Source organism: Enterobacter sp. UPMP2061 (assembly GCF_053709615.1).
Window position 1 is genome coordinate 39,767 of sequence record NZ_JBSKJP010000019.1, and the last position, 21,463, is coordinate 61,229.

The window sequence follows — 21,463 nt, forward strand, 5'->3', positions numbered from 1 at the left end:
GTGCAAGCTAACCAATTGAAAATTATAAAAGACACTTCTCTAAGCGTAGCCAGTTTACGGTTAACTGCCATGCGTCTCTCGCGCTTTTACCTGCCTTTACCCTCTTTACACTGGCTTAAACCCCCGCCTTAAATGCTCTACTGTTCTGAAATTGACCGTAAGGAAACGCAATGTCTCTTCCTCTTATTTCGCCGCAGCAGGCAAACGCGCTGATTGCTGAAAGTGATGCCGTGGAACCGACGTACCTGATAAGGAGTATCTGAAAGATTAGGCTGTACCCCGCCCCCGGACGTGGGCTATGGTGAAGATCATGACAATGATGAGGAGGTGCTATGTTTTCTGTCGGTGATTATGTCCAACCGCGTCAGGGCGGTCCGAAACTGAAAGTGCTCGAAGTGAATGGTGAAAACATTGTGGCTGTGCAGGCCAGCAATGAGCAGGGCGAGAAATATCACCTGAAAGCGGCGGACGTGGTTCTGTACTCCGAAGACGGTGACTTTGGCGTCTGCTAAGTCAATAATCGGGCGGAATACACCGCCCGAATAATCATCAGATCAGGAAATCGTCCAGCGATTTACCGTTTGCCAGTGCGGTTGCAATTGGCTTTGGCGTACGCCCCTGGCCGGTCCAGGTTTTTTCTTCACCGTTCGCGTCAATAAAACGATATTTCGCCGCACGCGCTTTACGTTTTTTCGTCGGCTGACCCGCCTGCGCCAGATCACTGCCTAACAGATCGCTCGGAGAAATACCGTCAGCTTTCATCAGTTCCAGCAGAGCATTAATTTTATCCTGCTGTTCAGCGCGTTGACGCTCTAATTCAGCCTGCTCGCTGCGTTTTTCTTCAGTGACAATCCGGAATTTTTCCAGCACTTCTTCCAGAACATCCATGGATAATTCACGTGCCAGCGCCCGGAGGGTACGAATATTATTAAGATTCTGTAACGTTAAAGCCATAATAATGAAAAACCTTTCTTCGTGTGTATAACATAAATCAGGCAACAGAATAATTGATTTTTGTTCTGATATCTACCCACCCTGACGTTTTGACATTATTGTAAATGTTTTAGAATATCCCGTTAATATAACCCCGAAATATATGTCTGTTTTAATGCGTAATATACCGCCCTTCCCCAGGCCAAAAACCCCTGTTTAAAACAGTTCAAAAAACCGCCTCCACTCTCCCACACAACAGAGGTTTCACACGCACACAGACAAACTAATCCATTGATATATTTCACTAAAATAGGCGCGAGGAGAGAAAATAACGAAGCGCGCAAAAAACGAACAATTTTAGAGAATTTTATGGCCAAAGCGCCTGTAAATAAAAATTAATCACTACTTGTTAGTTAAAAGCCAGAGAGATACGCTATACACTCAAAACAAACCAACCTAAAGCACTAAAGGCCGCAGGTAAAACGCCACTTTTTTGTCCTGTTCGAGGAGTTCAGACATGTTCTCACCGCAGTCTCGCCTGCGCCATGCGGTAGCGGATACATTCGCGATGGTCGTTTACTGTTCCGTCGTGAATATGCTGATTGAAATTTTCCTGTCGGGAATGTCCTTTGAGCAATCCCTCTCGTCGCGCCTGGTGGCCATTCCGGTGAATATCATGATTGCCTGGCCGTACGGCCTGTATCGCGATGCAGTGATGCGTTTAGCCCGGCGTATTAGCCCGGTGGGTTGGGTAAAAAACCTGGCGGACGTGCTGGCTTACGTAACGTTCCAGTCCCCGGTGTATGTGGTTATTTTGCTGACGGTGGGCGCAGACTGGCATCAAATCGCCGCTGCGGTAAGTTCAAATATCGTGGTATCCATGCTGATGGGTGCGGTGTACGGTTACTTTCTTGACTACTGCCGCCGCCTGTTTAAAGTCAGCCCTTATAGCCAGGCAAAAGCGTAAGGTAAGGCGACTGGCTCAGGCCAGTCGCAGAGTTATTGTACGTCGCCAAACAGCCCTTTCAGGAACCGCTCCAGCGCCATACGCGAGCTGAAACCGTGCGGAATACCATAATGTTCATGCGTCTCGCCGCCTAAATAGAGCGGAAATTGCTGATAATGATCGCAGGTTTTAATATCCGAGGCGGGCTCAGCAAATGACAGGCTTCTGTCTTTGAGTGTCGGGTGAATAATGAGAGCAGTACGCCCCATTCTTGCTTCACGGTTGACGTAAACATAATTCTCACCACGGCGATATCCGTACGCTTTTGATGTTACCTCATCCATGGTGAACCCTTCTTTTTCAAGAACGCGCGCCACCTCATCGGGTCGTAAATACATATCTTTTCCTCATTATCATTCCTGCCCGGCAACCTTACAGTATTCAGCATTAGCAGGGCTTTCAGAATATTCCATAAACTGCCCTATAAGCCGTGACTCGCTTCAGATATTACATTTCTGGACTAAACTAAACGGGAACACAAATTATGGAGGATCGTATGTTTAACAGACCGAACCGAAACGATATTAATGACGACACACAGGATATTCGTAACGATGTCAGCCAATTAGCGGACACGCTGGAAGCCGTATTGAAATCCTGGGGCTCTGACGCGAAGGACGAAGCAGATGCCGCGAAACGTAAGGCTCAGTCTCTGCTGCGTGAAACGCGGGCAAGGATGAATGGCCGCTCACGTACCACTCAGGCGGCCTGCGACATGGCCAGCTGCGCCACCACCTTCGTACGTGAAAAACCACTTTGTACGCTGGGAACGGTCGCGGCGGTCGGGATTTTTGTCGGCGCCCTGCTTAGCCTGCGTAAGTAAGCGCGCGTTCTCAGCCCCGGCCGCCTCAGGCGCCGGGGCTTTTCTTTGCCTGACAGCCTGAAAAACCCGCACAGCCCGCCCTGCCCCGCCAGGCTCATCGTTGGGGCCTTATTAATCTGTATTTCCCATATCTTGTGTGGTTGAAACTTATCGCAACTACATCTAGTATTCCCTTTAGCAAGACACACACAACATGACGCGTTTACTCGCGCCGTTCTCTCATTCTAAATGGAAATACGAATCATGAGCATTATTATTTACACTCGTAACGATTGTGTTCAGTGCCACGCCACGAAACGGGCGATGGAGAGCCGCGGCGTGGCATTTGAGATGGTCAATATTGATCAGGTGCCCGACGCGGCAGACACCCTGCGGGCGCAGGGTTTCCGTCAGCTTCCGGTTGTCGTTGCCGGCGACACCAGCTGGTCTGGCTTCCGTCCGGACATGATCAACCGCCTTGCCGCTCAGGGCGTCAGTGCATGAGCACGCTGGTCTACTTTTCCAGCAGCTCGGAAAACACGCTTCGGTTTATGGAGCGTCTCGGGCTGCCCGCGATACGCATTCCGCTGAACGAGCGGGAGCGTATTCAGGTAGACGAACCCTACATTCTGGTGGTGCCCAGCTATGGCGGTGGCGGCACCGCAGGGGCTGTGCCTCGTCAGGTGATCCGCTTTCTGAACGATCCCCATAACCGGCAGCTGATTCGCGGCGTGATCGCCGCAGGCAATCGCAACTTCGGCGAGGCCTTTGCCCGCGCCGGGGATGTCATCTCTCAAAAATGCGGCGTGCCGTATCTCTATCGTTTTGAACTGATGGGGACACAGCAGGACGTAGAGAACGTGCGTAAAGGAGTGAACGAATTTTGGCAACGACAACCGCAGAACGCGTGATTCAGGCGACGCCGGATTACCACGCATTAAACGCCATGCTAAACCTCTATGACCGCGAGGGGCGCATTCAGTTTGGCAAAGATCATGAGGCGGTGGACGCCTTTTTTGCCGCTCATGTACGCCCGAACAGCGTCGTCTTTGGCAGCCAGCAGGAACGTCTCGACTGGCTGGTAAAAGAGGGTTATTACGAAGAGCGTGTCCTGACACGCTACGACCGCGCCTTCGTGGTGGCATTGTTTGAACGGGCGCACGCCAGCGGTTTTCGCTTCCAGACGTTTCTCGGCGCGTGGAAGTATTACACCAGCTACACCCTGAAAACCTTTGACGGCAAACGCTATTTAGAAAGCTTTGAAGATCGGGTGGTGATGGTGGCGCTGACGCTGGCGCAGGGCGATGAAGCGCTAGCCGAAAGACTCACGGAGGAGATCCTCTCCGGTCGCTTCCAGCCCGCCACGCCAACGTTCCTTAACTGTGGGAAAGCCCAGCGCGGCGAACTGGTCTCCTGCTTCCTGCTGCGTATTGAAGACAATATGGAGTCGATTGGCCGTGCGGTGAATTCGGCGCTACAGCTTTCGAAACGCGGCGGCGGCGTGGCGTTTCTGCTTTCGAACCTGCGGGAAGCGGGCGCGCCGATTAAGCGCATCGAAAACCAGTCTTCCGGCGTCATCCCGGTGATGAAGATGCTGGAAGATGCCTTCTCATACGCCAACCAGCTTGGCGCACGTCAGGGCGCGGGTGCGGTTTATCTGCACGCGCACCACCCGGACATTCTGCGTTTTCTGGATACCAAACGTGAAAACGCCGACGAAAAGATCCGCATCAAAACCCTGTCGCTCGGCGTGGTGATCCCGGATATCACGTTTAAGCTGGCTAAAGAGAATGCCGACATGGCGCTCTTCTCACCGTATGACGTTGAGCGGATTTACGGCAAAGCCTTTGGCGACGTGGCGATAAGCGAGCTGTACGACGAGCTGGTGGCCGACGATCGCATTCGCAAAAAAACCATCAACGCCCGCGATTTCTTCCAGACGCTGGCTGAAATTCAGTTTGAGTCCGGCTATCCGTACATCATGTACGAGGACACGGTGAACCGCGCGAACCCGATTGCCGGGCGCATCAACATGAGCAATCTGTGCTCGGAGATTTTGCAGGTCAACAGCGCGTCCAGCTACGACGAGAACCTCGACTACGCGGACGTGGGCAAGGATATCTCCTGTAACCTCGGGTCGCTGAATATTGCCCATACCATGGATTCACCCGATTTTGGCCGCACGGTAGAGACCGCCATTCGCGGGCTGACGGCGGTATCGGACATGAGCCACATCCGCAGCGTACCGTCCATTGAGGCGGGCAACGCTGCGTCGCATGCCATCGGCCTTGGGCAGATGAACCTGCACGGCTATCTGGCGCGGGAGGGCATCGCCTACGGTAGCCCGGAAGGGCTGGATTTCACCAACCTTTATTTCTACACCATCACATGGCATGCGCTGCATACCTCGATGATGCTGGCGCGCGAACGCCACCAGCGGTTCGCAGGCTTTGAGCAGTCCCGCTACGCCAGCGGAGAGTATATCAGCCAGTACCTGGAAGGCGACTGGCAGCCGAAAACCGAAAAAGTACGCGCGCTGTTTGCCCGCGCTGGCATCACCCTGCCGACGCGTGAGATGTGGCAACAGCTGCGTGAAGAGGTGATGCGCTACGGCATTTATAACCAGAACCTTCAGGCGGTGCCGCCAACCGGCTCCATTTCCTATATCAATCACGCCACGTCGAGCATCCACCCCATCGTGTCGAAGATTGAAATCCGTAAGGAAGGCAAAACCGGGCGTGTCTACTACCCTGCCCCGTTTATGACCAACGAGAATCTGGCGCTGTACCAGGACGCCTATGAGATTGGCCCGGAAAAGATCATTGATACCTACGCCGAGGCGACTAAACATGTGGATCAGGGGCTGTCACTGACGCTCTTCTTCCCGGACACCGCCACCACGCGGGATATCAACAAAGCGCAGATCTACGCCTGGAAGAAAGGCATCAAAACGCTGTACTACATTCGCCTGCGCCAGCTCGCGCTGGAAGGCACCGAAATTGAAGGCTGCGTGTCCTGCGCGCTGTAAGGAGAAAGGATGAAACTGTCACGCGTAAGTGCCGTTAACTGGAACAAAATTCAGGATGATAAAGACCTGGAGGTCTGGAACCGCCTGACCAGCAACTTCTGGCTGCCGGAAAAGGTCCCGCTCTCCAACGATATTCCGGCCTGGCAAACCCTGAGCCATGCCGAGCAGCAGCTGACAATCCGCGTCTTTACCGGCCTGACGCTGCTGGACACCATTCAGAATACCGTGGGTGCGCCCGCGCTGATGAGTGATGCGCTGACCCCGCACGAAGAGGCGGTAATGTCGAATATCAGCTTTATGGAGGCGGTCCATGCCCGCTCCTACAGCTCGATTTTCTCCACCCTGTGCCAGACCAGAGACGTGGACGCGGCCTACGCCTGGAGTGAAGAGAGCGCGTCATTGCAGCGCAAGGCAGATCTGGTGCTGGAATATTACCGGGCCGACGAGCCGCTGAAGAAGAAGATCGCCAGCGTGTTCCTGGAATCTTTCCTCTTCTATTCCGGCTTCTGGCTGCCTATGTACTGGTCGAGCCGGGGCAAGCTCACCAACACCGCCGATTTGATTCGCCTCATCATCCGCGATGAAGCGGTACACGGGTATTACATCGGCTATAAGTATCAGAAAGGGCTGGAGAAAGTCAGCGCGGAAAAACGCGAGGAACTCAAAGGTTTTGCCCTCGATTTACTGATGGATCTGTATGACAACGAGCTGAGCTATACCGAAGAGCTGTACGCCGGAACGGGCTGGGAAGAGGACGTAAAAGCCTTCCTCTGCTATAACGCCAACAAGGCGCTGATGAACCTGGGCTACGAAGCGTTATTCCCACCAGAAATGGCGGAGGTGAACCCGGCGATCCTCGCGGCGCTGTCGCCCAACGCCGATGAAAACCACGACTTCTTTTCCGGGTCCGGCTCGTCGTACGTGATGGGTAAAGCGGTGGAAACGCAAGACGAGGACTGGGATTTTTAATGAATGAATTAACGTTCATTAATTAACTCTGCATTTCATTATTTCCAGCCGAATATTCCACTACGTACTACACTGTAATTTCCCCGTCATATTCGCCTGAATCACACCGATTCAGGCGAAATTTCCCGATGCAGCAGCAAAAAATTGAGAAAAATTCAAACCGCCCTCAGCCCTTTATTCATGGGAAATTCAGCCGTTTCGCTTGCGGCAAAATTCCGCCCTCAGGCCGGTCCAGGGTTGTCTCAGATTCTGAGTATGTTAGGGTAATGCCAGTTAACTATTCACCATGGTAATCATATCGACATAAACAAATAACAGGACACTCTCTATTGCATGGCAATTAAATTAGAAGTGAAAAATCTTTATAAAGTATTTGGCGAGCACCCGCAGCGCGCATTCAAATATATTGAGAAAGGCCTTACGAAAGAGCAAATTCTGGAAAAAACCGGGCTATCGCTTGGCGTTAAAGACGCCAGTCTGGCCATTGAAGAAGGCGAGATTTTTGTCATCATGGGATTATCCGGTTCGGGTAAATCCACTATGGTTCGCCTTCTCAATCGCCTGATTGAACCCACCCGCGGACAGGTGCTGATAGACGGCGTGGATATCGCCAGAATATCAGACGCAGATCTCCGCGAGGTGCGCAGAAAGAAAATTGCGATGGTGTTTCAGTCATTTGCACTGATGCCGCACATGACGGTACTCGATAATACCGCCTTTGGCATGGAGTTAGCCGGCACGCCCGCTCAGGAACGTCAGGAAAAAGCCCTTGATGCACTGCGTCAGGTCGGGCTGGAAAATTATGCTCATGCGTATCCGGATGAACTCTCCGGCGGTATGCGTCAGCGTGTGGGATTAGCGCGCGCATTAGCGATTAATCCGGACATCTTATTAATGGACGAAGCCTTCTCAGCGCTCGATCCCTTAATTCGCACCGAGATGCAGGATGAGCTGGTAAAATTACAGGCCAAACATCAGCGCACCATTGTTTTTATTTCTCACGATCTGGATGAAGCCATGCGTATTGGCGACCGTATCGCCATTATGCAAAATGGTGAAGTGGTGCAGGTCGGCACACCGGATGAAATTCTCAATAATCCGGCGAATGATTATGTGCGCACCTTCTTCCGCGGCGTGGATATTAGCCACGTATTCAGTGCGAAAGATATTGCCCGTCGAACACCAAACGGCATTATTCGTAAAACGCCAGGTTTTGGCCCGCGCTCCGCGCTGAAGCTGTTGCAGGACGAAGACCGTGAATACGGTTATCTGGTTGAACGCGGCAATAAATTTGTCGGCGTGGTCTCCATTGACTCTCTGAAAACCGCCCTGAGCGAAAACCAGGGAATCGATGCGGCGTTGATTGACGCTCCGCTTGCCGTGGACGCCGAAACGCCGCTCAGCGAGTTGCTCTCTCACGTGGGTCAGGCGCCGTGCGCCGTGCCGGTCGTCGGTGAAGAACAACAGTACGTTGGCATCATCTCAAAACGGATGCTGCTACAGGCTTTAGATCGCGAGGGGACAAACAATGGCTGATCAATCAAACCCATGGGGCACCACTGAAGCAGCGGACAGCGCGGCGCAATCTGCCGATGCGTGGGGGTCGACGCCTGCGCCTGCCGATGGCGGCGGCGCGGCAGACTGGCTCAACAGCGCACCAGCGCCTGCCCCAGAGCATTTCAATATTATGGATCCGTTCCACAAGACGCTGATCCCGCTGGATAGCTGGGTAACGGAGGGGATCGACTGGGTCGTTACCCACTTCCGTCCGGTGTTCCAGGGGATCCGCATCCCGGTGGATTACATCCTGAACGGCTTCCAGCAGCTGATGCTGGGCATGCCCGCGCCGGTGGCGATTATCGTGTTCTCGCTGATCGCATGGCAGTTCGGCAGCGCGGGTATGGGGATCGCCACGCTCATCTCCCTGATTGCCATCGGCGCGATTGGCGCGTGGTCTCAGGCGATGATCACCCTGGCGCTGGTGCTGACCGCCCTGCTGTTCTGCGTGGTGATCGGCCTGCCGATGGGGATCTGGCTGGCGCGCAGCCCCCGGGCCGCGAAGATTATTCGCCCGCTGCTGGATGCGATGCAGACCACGCCAGCGTTCGTTTACCTGGTGCCTATCGTCATGCTGTTCGGCATCGGTAACGTACCGGGGGTGGTCGTGACCATTATCTTCGCCCTGCCACCGATTATTCGCCTGACCATTCTGGGCATTAACCAGGTGCCTGCGGATCTGATAGAGGCATCGCGCTCGTTCGGCGCCAGCCCGCGTCAGATGCTGTTTAAGGTTCAGCTTCCGCTGGCGATGCCGACCATTATGGCAGGTGTTAACCAGACGCTGATGCTGGCGCTGTCGATGGTGGTGATCGCCTCGATGATTGCCGTTGGCGGGTTAGGTCAGATGGTACTGCGCGGCATTGGCCGTCTCGATATGGGGCTGGCGACCGTCGGCGGCGTCGGGATTGTGATCCTCGCCATCATTCTTGACCGCCTGACCCAGGCTGTCGGTCGTGATTCACGTAGTCGCGGCAACCGTCGCTGGTACACCACCGGCCCTGTCGGGTTACTCACCCGCCCATTTACAAAATAAGGAACAACGATGCGACATAACGTACTTTTTGCCACAGCGTTTGCGACCCTTGTCTCCACCAGCGCAGTTGCCGCTGACCTGCCGGGCAAAGGCATTACCGTGCAGCCGGTGCAGAGCACCATTTCGGAAGAGTCCTTCCAGACCCAGATTGTCAGCCGTGCGCTGGAGAAACTGGGCTATACGGTGAATACCGCCAGCGAAGTGGATTACAACGTGGGCTATACCTCCATTGCCTCCGGTGACGCCACCTTTACCGCCGTGAACTGGCAGCCGCTGCACGACGACATGTATGCCGCCGCAGGCGGTGACAAGAAATTCTACCGCGAAGGCACCTTTGTGACCGGCGCTGCGCAGGGATATCTGATCGACAAGAAAACCGCCGATAAATATCACATCACCAATATTGAACAGCTGAAAGATCCGAAGATCGCAAAACTGTTTGATACCAACGGTGACGGTAAAGCCGACATGATGGGCTGTTCGCCGGGCTGGGGCTGTGAAGCGGTGATTAACCACCAGAACAAAGCCTTCGATCTGGCGAAGACCGTCGACGTGAGCCACGGCAATTACTCTGCGATGATGGCCGACACCATCGCCCGCTTTAAAGAAGGCAAGCCGGTGATCTACTACACCTGGACGCCGTACTGGGTGAGCGACGTGCTGAAGCCGGGCAAAGACGTGGTGTGGTTGCAGGTGCCCTTCTCCTCCCTGCCAGGCGAGCAGAAAGATATCGACACCAAACTGCCAAACGGCATGAACTATGGCTTCCCGGTGAACACCATGCATATTGTGGCGAACAAAGCCTGGGCCGAGAAAAACCCGGCGGCGGCGAAGCTGTTCTCGGTGATGAAACTGCCGCTGGCAGACATTAACGCCCAGAACGCGATGATGCACGCGGGTAAATCATCCGAAGCTGATATCAAAGGCCACGTGGATGGCTGGATCAAAGCCCACCAGCAGCAGTTCGATGGCTGGGTGAAAGAGGCGCTTGAGGCGCAGAAGTAAAACATTTTCCCTCACCCTAACCCTCTCCCCCTGGGAGAGGGTCGGGGTGAGGGGATCAAACCGCACCCAACCTTAACCGCACAATCCACCACGTAACAATTCCCCAACATTCACCATCATTGGTTATTATGTTTCCGGAAAAATAATCACTTAACTCACGATTCCTGAAACTAATGACAAAAACAACTCAAGGGCTTAGCCCCGCACTCATCCTTTTAATGTCCGTGGCAACGGGTCTGGCCGTCGCCAGCAACTATTACGCACAACCACTGCTCGACACCATCGCACGCGCCTTCGATCTTTCAGCCAGCTCCGCCGGGTTTATTGTCACCGCCGCACAGCTCGGCTATGCCGCCGGGCTGCTGTTCCTGGTGCCATTAGGCGATATGTTTGAGCGCCGGATGCTTATCGTCTCCATGACGCTGCTGGCGGCGGGCGGGATGTTGATCACCGCCAGCAGCCAGTCGTTAACGATGATGATTATCGGCACCGCGCTGACGGGGCTGTTCTCGGTGGTGGCGCAAATTCTGGTTCCCCTCGCCGCGACGCTGGCTTCCCCGGAAAAACGCGGCAAAGTGGTCGGCACTATCATGAGCGGCCTGCTGCTGGGCATCCTGCTGGCGCGAACCGTTGCCGGGCTGCTGGCGAGCCTCGGCGGCTGGCGCACCGTTTACTGGGTGGCGAGCGTGCTGATGGTTATCATGGCGCTGGCCCTGTGGCGCGGCCTGCCAAAGGTGAAGCAGGAAAATCACCTGAACTATCCGCAGCTCCTCGCCTCCGTTTTCAGCCTCTTTACCCGGGATAAACTCCTGCGCACGCGCGCCATTCTGGGGTGTCTCACCTTCGCTAACTTCAGCATCTTATGGACGTCGATGGCGTTTCTGCTCGCCGCGCCGCCGTTTAACTACTCAGAAGGCGTGATTGGCCTGTTCGGGCTGGCAGGCGCGGCTGGCGCACTGGGCGCGCGCCCGGCGGGTGGGCTGGCCGACAAAGGCAAATCTCATATGACCACCTCCGCAGGGCTGGTTTTACTCCTGCTCTCCTGGGCGGCCATCTGGTACGGACACGTATCTGTGCTGGCGCTGATTGTCGGTATTCTGGTGCTCGACCTCACCGTGCAGGGTGTACATATCACCAACCAGACCGTGATTTACCGCGTGAAGCCGGATGCCCGTAACCGTCTGACGGCCGGGTACATGACCAGCTACTTTATCGGCGGCGCGGCGGGCTCGCTCATCTCAGCCTCCGCCTGGCAGCATGCGGGCTGGACGGGCGTGTGCGCCATCGGCGCCATTGTCGCGGCGATAAATCTGCTGGTATGGTGGCGCGGCTATCACCGTCAGGAAGCAATTCACTAAGTTTTACATTGCTTTGGGCCCCCTGGGGTGTAAAGGGGGCCTGCATCTGTTAAGGTAACGGTAATCATTTATCCCAGAAATTTTACTGTGGGTGACATATTTACTACCGGCATGAATAGTTCAGACCCCTGTCCTCACATCCCCTCTTTCGCGGGTACACACCCCACGCTCTCTGTGTTCACCGGGTCACGGATTTACCCGGCGCTTTCTGATGGTGACATACGTTTGGCGGATATAACCGCACAAATAATTCATTTACATTATTTGTCACTGTCGTTACTATATCGGCTGTAATTAATGAGGTTATGCCCAAAATGGATAGTTCGTTTACGCCCATTGAACAAATGCTTAAGTTCCGCGCCAGTCGTCATGAGGATTTCCCGTATCAGGAAATTCTGCTGACCCGCCTGTGCATGCACATGCAGGGTAAGCTGCTGGAAAATCGTAACAAGATGCTGAAAGCGCAGGGGATTAACGAGACGTTGTTTATGGCGTTAATTACGCTGGAGTCTCAGGAAAATCACAGCATTCAGCCGTCGGAACTGAGCTGTGCGCTGGGGTCATCCCGTACCAATGCGACCCGTATCGCGGATGAACTGGAAAAGCGCGGCTGGATCGAACGCCGTGAAAGCGATAACGATCGCCGCTGCCTGCATCTGCAACTGACCGAGAAAGGTCACGAATTCTTGCGCGAAGTGCTGCCACCGCAGCACAACTGCCTGCACCAGCTCTGGTCTGCCCTCAGCACCGCCGAGCGCGACCAGCTTGAGCACATTACTCGCAAGCTGCTCACCCGTCTGGACCAGATGGATGAAGACGGCGTCATCCTTGAGGCGCTGCGCTAACGCGACGATCCGCTCAACATTCCAGATTGCTAAAAAGAAAAACTGACAGGCCAGCACGTGAAACTGCTGGCCTTTCTGACAACAGGTCGGCTCAGCCGATGTGAAAATAAAAAGATCGTGGAGAACAACAATGAGCGCAAATGCGGAGAACACCCTCCCGCAGCAACCGGCCAACAAAAAGGGCAAACGTAAGAGCGCCCTTATTCTGCTGACCTTGCTCTTTATTATTATTGCCGTGGCATATGGGATCTTTTGGTTTTTAGTCTTGCGTCATGTTGAAGAGACAGACGATGCATACGTGGCAGGGAATCAGGTTCAAATCATGGCCCAGGTGTCAGGCAGCGTGACGAAAGTCTGGGCTGATAACACCGACTTTGTGAAAAAAGGCGATGTGCTGGTCACGCTCGACCCGACCGACGCCCAACAGGCGTTTGAAAAAGCACAGACGGCGCTGGCCTCCAGCGTTCGCCAGACCCGCCAGCTGATGATCAACAGCAAGCAGCTTCAGGCCAATATCGACGTGCAGAAAACGGCCCTGGCTCAGGCGCAGAGCGACCTCAATCGTCGTGTTCCTCTCGGCACCGCCAACCTGATTGGCCGTGAAGAGTTGCAGCACGCCCGCGACGCGGTGGCCAGCGCACAGGCGCAGCTGGACGTGGCGATCCAACAGTACAACGCTAATCAGGCGATGGTGCTGGGTACCTCTCTGGAAAACCAGCCAGCGGTGAAACAGGCGGCGACCGAAGTGCGTAACGCATGGCTTGCCCTGCAACGTACCAAAATCGTCAGCCCGATGACCGGCTACGTTTCCCGTCGTTCCGTACAGCCTGGGGCGCAGATTAGCACCACCACGCCGCTAATGGCGGTCGTTCCGGCGAACAATCTGTGGGTCGATGCGAACTTCAAAGAGACCCAGCTGGCGCATATGCGTATCGGCCAGACCGCGACCGTGGTCAGCGATATTTACGGCGATGACGTCAAGTACACCGGAAAAGTGGTCGGTCTGGACATGGGGACCGGCAGCGCGTTCAGCCTGCTGCCTGCACAGAACGCCACCGGCAACTGGATCAAAGTGGTACAGCGCTTGCCTGTGCGTATCGAGCTGGATCCTAAGCAGCTGGCAGACCATCCGCTGCGAATTGGCCTTTCCACGCTGGTGACGGTCGATACCGCCAACCGCGACGGTCAGATCCTCGCAAGCCAGGTGCGCAGTACGCCAGCTTATGAAAGTAACGCCCGTGAAATTAGCCTCGATCCGGTCAATAAGCTGATCGATGACATCGTGAAGGCAAACGCCGGTTAAGCCGAAGGTGAGCGTTATGCAACAGCAAAAGCCGCAAAAACCGCTGGAGGGGGCGCAGCTGGTCATTATGACCATTGCGCTGTCGCTGGCGACATTCATGCAGGTGCTGGACTCCACCATCGCAAACGTGGCGATCCCTACGATCGCCGGGAACCTTGGCTCATCGCTGAGCCAGGGGACCTGGGTCATTACCTCGTTCGGGGTGGCGAACGCCATCTCCATTCCCATCACCGGCTGGCTGGCGAAGCGCGTCGGTGAAGTGAAGCTGTTCCTCTGGTCGACGATCCTGTTCGTGCTGGCCTCCTGGGCCTGCGGCATGTCCAGCAGCCTGACGATGCTGATTTTCTTCCGCGTCATCCAGGGGATTGTCGCCGGGCCGTTGATTCCGCTGTCGCAGAGTTTGCTGCTGAACAACTATCCGCCCGCCAAGCGCTCCATCGCGCTCGCGCTGTGGTCGATGACGGTGATCGTCGCCCCAATTTGCGGGCCAATCCTCGGCGGCTATATCAGCGATAACTATCACTGGGGCTGGATCTTCTTCATCAACGTGCCCATCGGTGCGCTGGTGGTGCTGATGACGCTACAGTCTCTGCGTGGTCGCGAAACGCGGACCGAACAGCGGCGGATCGACGGCATCGGGCTGGCACTGCTGGTTGTCGGCATCGGCAGCCTGCAAATCATGCTCGACCGCGGCAAAGAGCTGGACTGGTTTGCCTCTACGGAAATCATTGTGCTGACGGTGGTCGCCGTGGTGGCCATCAGCTTCCTGATTGTCTGGGAGCTGACGGACGATAATCCGATAGTCGACCTCTCGCTGTTTAAATCGCGAAACTTCACCATCGGCTGCCTCTGTATCAGTCTCGCCTATATGCTCTACTTCGGCGCGATTGTTCTGCTGCCGCAGCTGTTGCAGGAGGTGTACGGCTATACCGCAACCTGGGCGGGGCTGGCCTCCGCGCCGGTGGGGTTAATTCCGGTTCTGCTGTCGCCGATTATTGGCCGTTTCGCCCATAAGCTCGACATGCGCAGGCTGGTGACGTTCAGCTTCATCATGTACGCCGTGTGCTTCTACTGGCGCGCGTATACGTTTGAACCGGGAATGGACTTTGGCGCCTCCGCGTGGCCGCAGTTTATTCAGGGCTTCGCCGTAGCGTGCTTCTTTATGCCGCTGACCACCATTACGCTTTCCGGCTTACCGCCTGAGCGGATGGCGGCGGCATCGAGCCTGTCGAACTTCACCCGTACGCTGGCGGGCTCCATCGGGACTTCGATCACCACCACGCTGTGGACCAACCGGGAATCGATGCACCATGCTCAACTCACCGAAGCGGTGAACCCGTTCAACCCTAACGCTCAGCAGATGTATAGCCAGCTTGAGGGGATGGGGATGACGGAGCAGCAGGCGTCCGGCTGGCTTGCCCAGCAGATCACCAACCAGGGGCTGATTATCTCGGCAAACGAGATTTTCTGGATATCGGCGGGGATCTTCATCGTCCTGCTGGGGCTGGTGTGGTTTGCCAAACCACCGTTTGGGGCCGGTAGCGGGGGCGGTGGGGCGCACTAGCCCTGTGCACGGGTTGCCGGGTGGCGGCTACGCCTTACCCGGCCTACGATCGTAGGCCCGGTAAGCGCAGCGCCACCGGGCAACAATCGCCCCCCTTGTCCAAAATGCGACAGCGATTGTCAGTTCCGATAAAGCAGCGCGCCTGAAATCGATTCACGATAGTGAAAAGACAACAGGAGCGCACCATGCTGAACACACCCGCCGAAAAATACCAGCCTTACCCCACCCTTTCGTTGCCCGACCGCCGCTGGCCGGAGCAGATTATCACCCGCGCCCCGCGCTGGCTCTCGACCGACTTACGCGACGGTAACCAGGCGCTGGCCGAGCCGATGGACAGCGCGCGCAAGCTGCAATTCTGGGATCTGCTGCTGAGCTGCGGGTTTAAAGAAATCGAAGTCGCCTTCCCGTCCGCCTCGCAGACGGACTTCAATTTTGTGCGTCAGCTGATTGAGGAGAACCGCATCCCGGATGACGTCACCATTCAGGTGTTAACGCAGGCGCGGGACGATCTTATCCGTCGCACTTTCGACTCCCTGCGCGGCGCGAAGCAGGCCACCGTTCACCTGTATAACGCCACCGCCCCGCTGTTCCGCCGTCTGGTATTCGGCATGGAGAAAGCGCAAATCGTCGAGCTGGCGACGCGCGCGACGCGCCTGATTCGTCAGCTGTGTGAAGAGAACCCTGACACCCGCTGGCAGTACGAGTACTCCCCGGAAACCTTCTGCTTTACCGAACCGGAGTTTGCGCTGGAGATTTGTGAAGCCGTGGCGGAGATCTGGCAGCCGTGCGCGGCGCGTCCGATGATCGTCAACCTGCCCGCTACCGTCGAGGTGAGCACGCCGAACGTCTATGCCGACCAGATCGAGTATTTCTGCCGCCACTTCAGCCGCCGCAGTGACGTCTGTATCAGCGTGCACCCGCATAACGATCGCGGTACCGGCGTCGCCAGCGCAGAGCTGGCCGTCATGGCCGGGGCTGACCGCGTGGAGGGCTGCCTGTTTGGTAACGGTGAGCGCACGGGCAACGTCTGCCTGGTGACGCTGGCGATGAACCTCTACAGCCAGGGCATTAGCCCGAATCTGGATTTCAGTGATATGAATCGGGTGGTTGAAACGGTAGAAACCTGCAACCAGCTGCCCGTCCATCCGCGCCATCCGTGGGCGGGTCGTCTGGCTTACACCGCCTTCTCCGGCTCGCACCAGGATGCCATCAAGAAAGGTTTCGATGCCCGTAAGCCTGGCGAACGCTGGGAGATGCCCTATCTGCCCGTCGACCCGCAGGATATTGGCTGTACCTATGAAGCGGTGATCCGCGTGAACAGCCAGTCAGGAAAAAGCGGAAGCGCCTGGCTTATTGAGCAAAACCACGGCCTGAAATTGCCTCGCGCCCTGCAACAGGATTTTAGCCAGCACGTGCAGCAGGAAACGGATAACCATGGAAAAGAGATGACGCAGAATGCGCTCTGGCAGCTGTTCCGCGCCCGCTACGGCCTGGTGGCGAGCCCGCCATTAGCGCTGCAATCGTACCGCAGCGACAGCCAGCAGGACGGCCAGCTGCGGCTGACGGCAAGCGTCGCCACGCAAGGGGGCACCCGCCAGCTGGAAGGCCAGGGAAACGGTTTGCTCTCCGCCGCCGCTCACGGCTTAAGCCGCTGGATCAACGCACCGTTTGTGATCAAGGATTATCACGAACATACGTTAGGCGAACGCAGCGACAGCCGCTCGGTGGCCTATATCCGCTGTCTGTTCCAGGATGGGACCAGCCGCTGGGGCGTGGGCATCGACAGCGACGTGGCACGCGCGTCGATTCAGGCGCTTTTTAACGCGGTCAGTCGTTCCTGAAGTAATCGCTGGGTGAGACACCCATTACCCGGCGAAACATTGCCGTAAAGGCGCTGTGGCTGCCATACCCCAGATCCAGCGCCACGCGTAATACCGGCTGGCCCTGCGCCAGCCGCACTAAGGCTTCCAGCAGTCGCGCCCTTCTCACCCACTCGCCGTAGCTCAGGCCTGTCTGCTGCTGAAAATGGCGGTTCAGCGTGCGTTCGCTCATCCCCACAATACCTGCGGCCTGGGCGCTGCTCCAGCTTTCTCCCGGGGCCATTCGAATCTGCTGGCAGAGGTGGCGCAGCGCTTCGCTTTCCGGCTCGGGCAGGTGAAACGGCAGTACCGGCATGAGGCGAATTTCATCGAGGATCAGTTCATAAACACGTTCATCGCGGCTTCCGGGTGCGTAAGATTCAGGAAGCGTAAGGGAGGTCAGGATCAGCTCGCGCAGCAGGGGCGAGATCTGCACGATCTGGCAGGTCGCCGGAAGATCGGCGCGCGCCAGCGGGTCGATAAACAGCGTGCGGGCAGCAACGTTGCCGGTGATGCGCAAGGCGTGCTGCGTACCCGCAGGTAGCCAGACGCCGCGACCGGGCGGCACCACCCAGCAGCCGGATGCGGTATCGACCCGCACGACGCCGGTGAGGCTGTGCAGGAGCTGCGCGCAGTCGTGCTGATGCCACGGCTCGCTGTCGCCATGAGCATAATCATGCGAAAACGGCACAAGCGGGCGATGGGTAAAGGAGAAGGTGGTGGTTGTCGTCATCAGGATTGTAGGCCCGGTCAGCGAAGCGCCACCGGGCATCCACAGGCACGATACTAAATGTGCAGTTCCTGAAGTTTTTCTTTTGGCAGGGCCAGCTCGTCATTGCTGTTTACACGAACATCACGTTCGATGATATGACGGGCAATCTCCTGAGCTTCTTCCAGAGAGTGCATCTGGTAAGTGCCGCACTGGTAAACGTTCAGCTCAGGGATCTGGTTCTGCTCTTTCACCTTCAGCACGTCTTCCATCGCCGCTTTCCACGCATCCGCGACGCGTTTCTCATCAGGCTGACCAATCAGGCTCATGTAGAAACCGGTGCGGCAGCCCATCGGAGAGATATCGATGATCTCCACGCCGTTGCCGTTCAGGTGGTCGCGCATGAATCCGGCGAACAGGTGTTCCAGCGTGTGAATGCCTTTCTCTGGCATCACTTCTTTATTGGGCACGCAGAAGCGCAGGTCGAAAACGGTGATCGTGTCGCCGTGCGGCGTGTTCATGGTCTTCGCCACGCGGACTGCTGGTGCTTCCATACGGGTATGGTCGACAGTAAAGCTATCTAATAACGGCATACGTCACCTCCGATAGTGATTTTTTTAAAATAAACTGAACTCTTCTACAGAATGCGCGTCTGAGTATATGAAAGACGCGCATTTGTTATCATCATCCCTGAATTCAGAGATGTATATTTTGGCCACAGCGATGTGGCCTTTTTCTTTTTGGTTCAGGCCTGCTTCGCCAGAAACGCCTCAAACGACTCCGTATCCGCCGCTTCGACCTCTTTCTGACGCACAACGGACGCATCACGCTCTGTCACAAAATCCGCTTCGCTCAGGATCTCTAACGGCTCCTGCATCAGCATCTCACGGTACTCCGCTGAGAGTGAACGCCCTGTGCCACCAATTCCCTGCTCAATCATAGAACGCAGAATACGTGCTGAGAATGTCAGTTCCGGGTTATCAAAGCTTTCAACCAGTTCGTCGCAGACCTTCTGGTAAGCTTCGCCGCCGTACACGCTGTCCAGCGTCTGGGCTACGCGCTTCAGGTCATGGAACAGATCCTTCCCTACCTTAGACAGTGGGAACTGAGCCGTTTCACAGCCAATACCTAACGTCAGACCCGGCTTGCGCCCTTCCAGAATCACGCGATTCCAGTTGGCACGGGTACACAGCAGTTCGTCGGAACTCATTTCCGGCGCATCCGCCAGTACGCACCAGACCATAAACAGGTCAAGGAAGCGAACCTGCTGCTCGTCAACGCCAATCGGTGAGAACGGGTTGATATCCAGCGAACGTACTTCAATGTATTCAATCCCGCCGCGCTGAAGCGCATCTGACGGGGTTTCACCGCTGCGCGTTACGCGCTTAGGACGAATAGGCGCATACAGCTCGTTTTCAATCTGCAATACGTTGGTGTTAATTTGCAGGCGCTTACCGTCTTTTTCGAGGCCGATTTTTTCGTACTCTTCCGACGGGGTTTTTATCGCCCGCTTCAAGCCTGCCACATATTCGTGCAGATCGTTAAACGTAATTCCGAGATTACTTTGCGATTTATTGGTATAGCCAAGGTCGCTCAGGCGCAGGGAGGTCGCGTACGGCAGGTAATACATGCCACATTCGGTCTTCTCGAACGGCAGCGTGGTCGGTTTCCCTTGCAGGAACGAAGAACAGACGGCCGGTGACGCGCCGAACAGATACGGAATAACCCAGCCAAAACGGTAGTAGTTGCGGATCAGGCGGAAGTAACCCGCGGAGATCGCTTCTTTATCCGTTTCACCGCACTTCGCCTGCCAGAACGCCATCGGCAGAGAGAAATTGTAGTGCACGCCAGAGATCGTCTGCATCAGTGCGCCGTAGCGATTTTTCAGTCCTTCGCGATACAGCGTTTTCAGCCGACCAATATTCGAGGTGCCGTACTGCGCCAGCTCGATATCCTGCCCCTGCTCGATATAGCACGGCATGCTGAGCGGCCACATACGCTCGTCGCCGAGGTTGCGGGCGGTGAAGCGATGCACGTCGCGCATGATCGTCAGCATATGATCAATATCACCGTCTACTGGCGTGATGAACTCCAGCAGCGCTTCGGCGAAATCGGTTGTGATCCATTTATGTGTCAGCGCCGAGCCTAACGCCTTCGGGTGTCCCGTAGTCGCTAAGCTACCATCCGCATTTACGCGCAGCGTTTCGCGCTCAAGCCCACGCTGAATACCCTTCAGTGCCTGAGGGTGATTTTCCAGCCAGGCCAGCGCCTGTGATACGTCCGGGATCAATTTGACCTCCCGCCTGTCAAAAAATTGTCACTCAGCATAATTGTAATGGTTGACGATTGAAGGTCGCGAATTCATTCCACCAATTAGTGCCACCACGTCATACCCTGTAGTGTTACCCATGCCAGTAAAACATAGCGTAACGCCTTGCCAAGGCACAAAAAAAAGAGCACCGGTCCCCAGGAAATGCGCATCCATCCCGCCAGCAGACACAGTAAATCGCCTATTACAGGCATCCAGCTTAATAACAGCGTGGCAGCGCCATAGCGTTTTAGCCAGCCCACTGCCTTTTCCTGCCAGCGAGATTTTTCGCGTAGCGGAAAGAAACGTCCAAGAATAACGTTAGTCAGCCCTCCAAGGCTATTACCCATTGTTGCTATTAAGACCAGCAACCAGGGCTGACTTACGCCGGACAACAGCATCGCCACCAGCACCACTTCCGAATTCCCCGGTAAGAGGGTGGAGCTTAAAAAACTGCTGGCGAATAATGAAGCGAGTGACAGCGCGTCACTCACAGTAAGCGAACGTCCACCGCCGCCATTCCGGCATCACGCGCGGCCTGAATGCCAAAATCAGCATCTTCAAACACCACGCATTTTGCAGGTGGAACACCCATTAATTCTGCACAGAGCAGGAAGGTATCCGGTGCGGGTTTGTGATGTTTAACATGATCGGCGGCAACGACGGCAGAAAAATAGTGGCGCAGGCCAAGGTGGTTGAGTAGTGCTTCAGCAATCGCGCTCTCGCTGCCCGTACCGACAGACATAGGACGACGCCCATGCCACTCCTTGACGACGTCAATGAGTGGTAAAGGCTGCACGGTGTCTAACAGTATGGCTTTTACCGCGTCGGTTTTTTCACGCGCGAGCTGATGCGGGTCGAGATCGGCCTGATTCAGCTCAATCACGGCCTGTGCGATACGCCAGGTGGGCGATCCATTGAGGGCAATCATCGCCTGTAAATCGAAACGCATACCGTAACGGCCCAGGACTTCGGTCCAGGCCTGACGATGCGTGGGTTCGGTATCCAGGAGGGTGCCGTCCATGTCGAAGATCAAACCGTCATACTGTGCGTACATCGTGCTCTCGCTAAACGATTAACAAAGCATTACTTTATCGTAAAAGGGGATTTTTGTCGCTGATTGCGAAGTGATAACAATGAGAGTGATTAAGAACTAAACATCGAAGGGGATCACAAGAAGA

At 55.7% G+C, this 21,463-nt stretch carries 22 protein-coding genes; 15 read left to right on the top strand and 7 right to left on the bottom strand.

Annotated elements, in window-relative coordinates; genetic code table 11:
- The first annotated feature begins 332 nt into the window (after positions 1-332).
- Complete coding sequence (locus ACWKXX_RS21830; protein ID WP_015571651.1) at positions 333-512, top strand: hypothetical protein; 180 nt, start codon at positions 333-335, stop codon at positions 510-512.
- Positions 513-549: 37 nt separating this feature from the next.
- On the opposite strand, the gene stpA is transcribed toward ACWKXX_RS21830, so the two are convergent.
- Positions 550-954 carry a DNA-binding protein StpA gene (gene stpA, locus ACWKXX_RS21835; RefSeq protein WP_022651717.1) on the bottom strand — a complete coding sequence of 135 codons (405 nt, stop codon included), beginning with the start codon at positions 952-954 and terminating at the stop codon, positions 550-552.
- 496 nt (positions 955-1,450) lie between these two features.
- On the opposite strand from stpA, the gene alaE reads away from it, so the two are divergent.
- On the top strand, positions 1,451-1,900 hold the full coding sequence (gene alaE, locus ACWKXX_RS21840) for an L-alanine exporter AlaE (protein ID WP_045141881.1): 450 nt from the start codon (positions 1,451-1,453) through the stop codon (positions 1,898-1,900).
- A gap of 32 nt (positions 1,901-1,932) precedes the next feature.
- Here the strand turns inward: alaE and ACWKXX_RS21845 are convergent, their stop codons facing one another.
- Positions 1,933-2,277 (bottom strand): DUF2002 family protein, encoded by a 345-nt coding sequence (locus ACWKXX_RS21845; protein ID WP_006811693.1) that lies wholly within the window; start codon positions 2,275-2,277, stop codon positions 1,933-1,935.
- 158 nt (positions 2,278-2,435) lie between these two features.
- Between ACWKXX_RS21845 and ACWKXX_RS21850 the strand changes: the two genes are divergently transcribed.
- The 13 genes from ACWKXX_RS21850 to leuA all read left to right on the top strand — a co-directional run bounded on the left by ACWKXX_RS21850 (position 2,436) and on the right by leuA (position 17,247).
- Positions 2,436-2,762: a DUF883 domain-containing protein gene (locus tag ACWKXX_RS21850; RefSeq protein WP_017382769.1), complete on the top strand. Its 327-nt coding sequence runs from the start codon at positions 2,436-2,438 to the stop codon at positions 2,760-2,762.
- 243 nt (positions 2,763-3,005) lie between these two features.
- Positions 3,006-3,245 carry a glutaredoxin-like protein NrdH gene (gene nrdH / locus ACWKXX_RS21855; protein ID WP_017382770.1) on the top strand — a complete coding sequence of 80 codons (240 nt, stop codon included), beginning with the start codon at positions 3,006-3,008 and terminating at the stop codon, positions 3,243-3,245.
- Entirely contained in the window at positions 3,242-3,652 is a 411-nt protein-coding gene (gene nrdI / locus ACWKXX_RS21860; protein WP_015571656.1) for a class Ib ribonucleoside-diphosphate reductase assembly flavoprotein NrdI, read from the top strand. Before nrdH ends, nrdI begins: the two co-directional genes overlap by 4 nt.
- Positions 3,625-5,769 (top strand): class 1b ribonucleoside-diphosphate reductase subunit alpha, encoded by a 2,145-nt coding sequence (gene nrdE, locus ACWKXX_RS21865; protein WP_261666056.1) that lies wholly within the window; start codon positions 3,625-3,627, stop codon positions 5,767-5,769. Before nrdI ends, nrdE begins: the two co-directional genes overlap by 28 nt.
- Before the next feature lie 9 nt (positions 5,770-5,778).
- Positions 5,779-6,738, top strand: a complete 960-nt coding sequence (gene nrdF, locus ACWKXX_RS21870; RefSeq protein WP_017382773.1) for a class 1b ribonucleoside-diphosphate reductase subunit beta — start codon at positions 5,779-5,781, stop codon at positions 6,736-6,738.
- Between the two features lie 333 nt (positions 6,739-7,071).
- A complete protein-coding gene (proV, locus tag ACWKXX_RS21875) occupies positions 7,072-8,274 on the top strand; it encodes a glycine betaine/L-proline ABC transporter ATP-binding protein ProV (RefSeq protein ID WP_015571658.1) in 1,203 nt (400 codons plus the stop codon).
- Positions 8,267-9,331 (top strand): glycine betaine/L-proline ABC transporter permease ProW, encoded by a 1,065-nt coding sequence (gene proW / locus ACWKXX_RS21880; protein ID WP_261666055.1) that lies wholly within the window; start codon positions 8,267-8,269, stop codon positions 9,329-9,331. Before proV ends, proW begins: the two co-directional genes overlap by 8 nt.
- A 9-nt stretch (positions 9,332-9,340) precedes the next feature.
- A complete protein-coding gene (gene proX / locus ACWKXX_RS21885; protein ID WP_017382774.1) occupies positions 9,341-10,336 on the top strand; it encodes a glycine betaine/L-proline ABC transporter substrate-binding protein ProX in 996 nt (331 codons plus the stop codon).
- Positions 10,337-10,509: 173 nt separating this feature from the next.
- Positions 10,510-11,694: an MFS transporter gene (locus ACWKXX_RS21890; RefSeq protein ID WP_017382775.1), complete on the top strand. Its 1,185-nt coding sequence runs from the start codon at positions 10,510-10,512 to the stop codon at positions 11,692-11,694.
- A 314-nt stretch (positions 11,695-12,008) separates the two neighbouring features.
- Positions 12,009-12,539 carry a multidrug efflux transporter EmrAB transcriptional repressor EmrR gene (gene emrR, locus ACWKXX_RS21895; protein ID WP_017694792.1) on the top strand — a complete coding sequence of 177 codons (531 nt, stop codon included), beginning with the start codon at positions 12,009-12,011 and terminating at the stop codon, positions 12,537-12,539.
- Between the two features lie 130 nt (positions 12,540-12,669).
- Positions 12,670-13,842: a multidrug efflux MFS transporter periplasmic adaptor subunit EmrA gene (gene emrA / locus ACWKXX_RS21900; RefSeq protein WP_261666054.1), complete on the top strand. Its 1,173-nt coding sequence runs from the start codon at positions 12,670-12,672 to the stop codon at positions 13,840-13,842.
- A gap of 16 nt (positions 13,843-13,858) precedes the next feature.
- Positions 13,859-15,406, top strand: a complete 1,548-nt coding sequence (emrB, locus tag ACWKXX_RS21905; RefSeq protein WP_006811709.1) for a multidrug efflux MFS transporter permease subunit EmrB — start codon at positions 13,859-13,861, stop codon at positions 15,404-15,406.
- Between the two features lie 185 nt (positions 15,407-15,591).
- Entirely contained in the window at positions 15,592-17,247 is a 1,656-nt protein-coding gene (gene leuA, locus ACWKXX_RS21910) for a 2-isopropylmalate synthase (protein WP_017382777.1), read from the top strand.
- On the opposite strand, the gene ACWKXX_RS21915 is transcribed toward leuA, so the two are convergent.
- The 5 genes from ACWKXX_RS21915 to yqaB form a co-directional block, all read right to left on the bottom strand.
- On the bottom strand, positions 17,234-17,998 hold the full coding sequence (locus ACWKXX_RS21915) for an AraC family transcriptional regulator (protein WP_049133355.1): 765 nt from the start codon (positions 17,996-17,998) through the stop codon (positions 17,234-17,236). The two genes, leuA and ACWKXX_RS21915, sit on opposite strands and share 14 nt — an antisense overlap.
- A gap of 53 nt (positions 17,999-18,051) precedes the next feature.
- Positions 18,052-18,567, bottom strand: coding sequence for an S-ribosylhomocysteine lyase (gene luxS / locus ACWKXX_RS21920; protein WP_017382778.1), 516 nt, complete (start codon positions 18,565-18,567; stop codon positions 18,052-18,054).
- A gap of 152 nt (positions 18,568-18,719) precedes the next feature.
- Positions 18,720-20,264 carry a glutamate--cysteine ligase gene (gshA, locus tag ACWKXX_RS21925; protein WP_023295314.1) on the bottom strand — a complete coding sequence of 515 codons (1,545 nt, stop codon included), beginning with the start codon at positions 20,262-20,264 and terminating at the stop codon, positions 18,720-18,722.
- Between the two features lie 83 nt (positions 20,265-20,347).
- Complete coding sequence (locus ACWKXX_RS21930; RefSeq protein WP_017692791.1) at positions 20,348-20,776, bottom strand: YqaA family protein; 429 nt, start codon at positions 20,774-20,776, stop codon at positions 20,348-20,350.
- On the bottom strand, positions 20,773-21,339 hold the full coding sequence (gene yqaB, locus ACWKXX_RS21935; protein ID WP_015571665.1) for a fructose-1-phosphate/6-phosphogluconate phosphatase: 567 nt from the start codon (positions 21,337-21,339) through the stop codon (positions 20,773-20,775). Before yqaB ends, ACWKXX_RS21930 begins: the two co-directional genes overlap by 4 nt.
- Positions 21,340-21,463 lie beyond the last annotated feature (124 nt).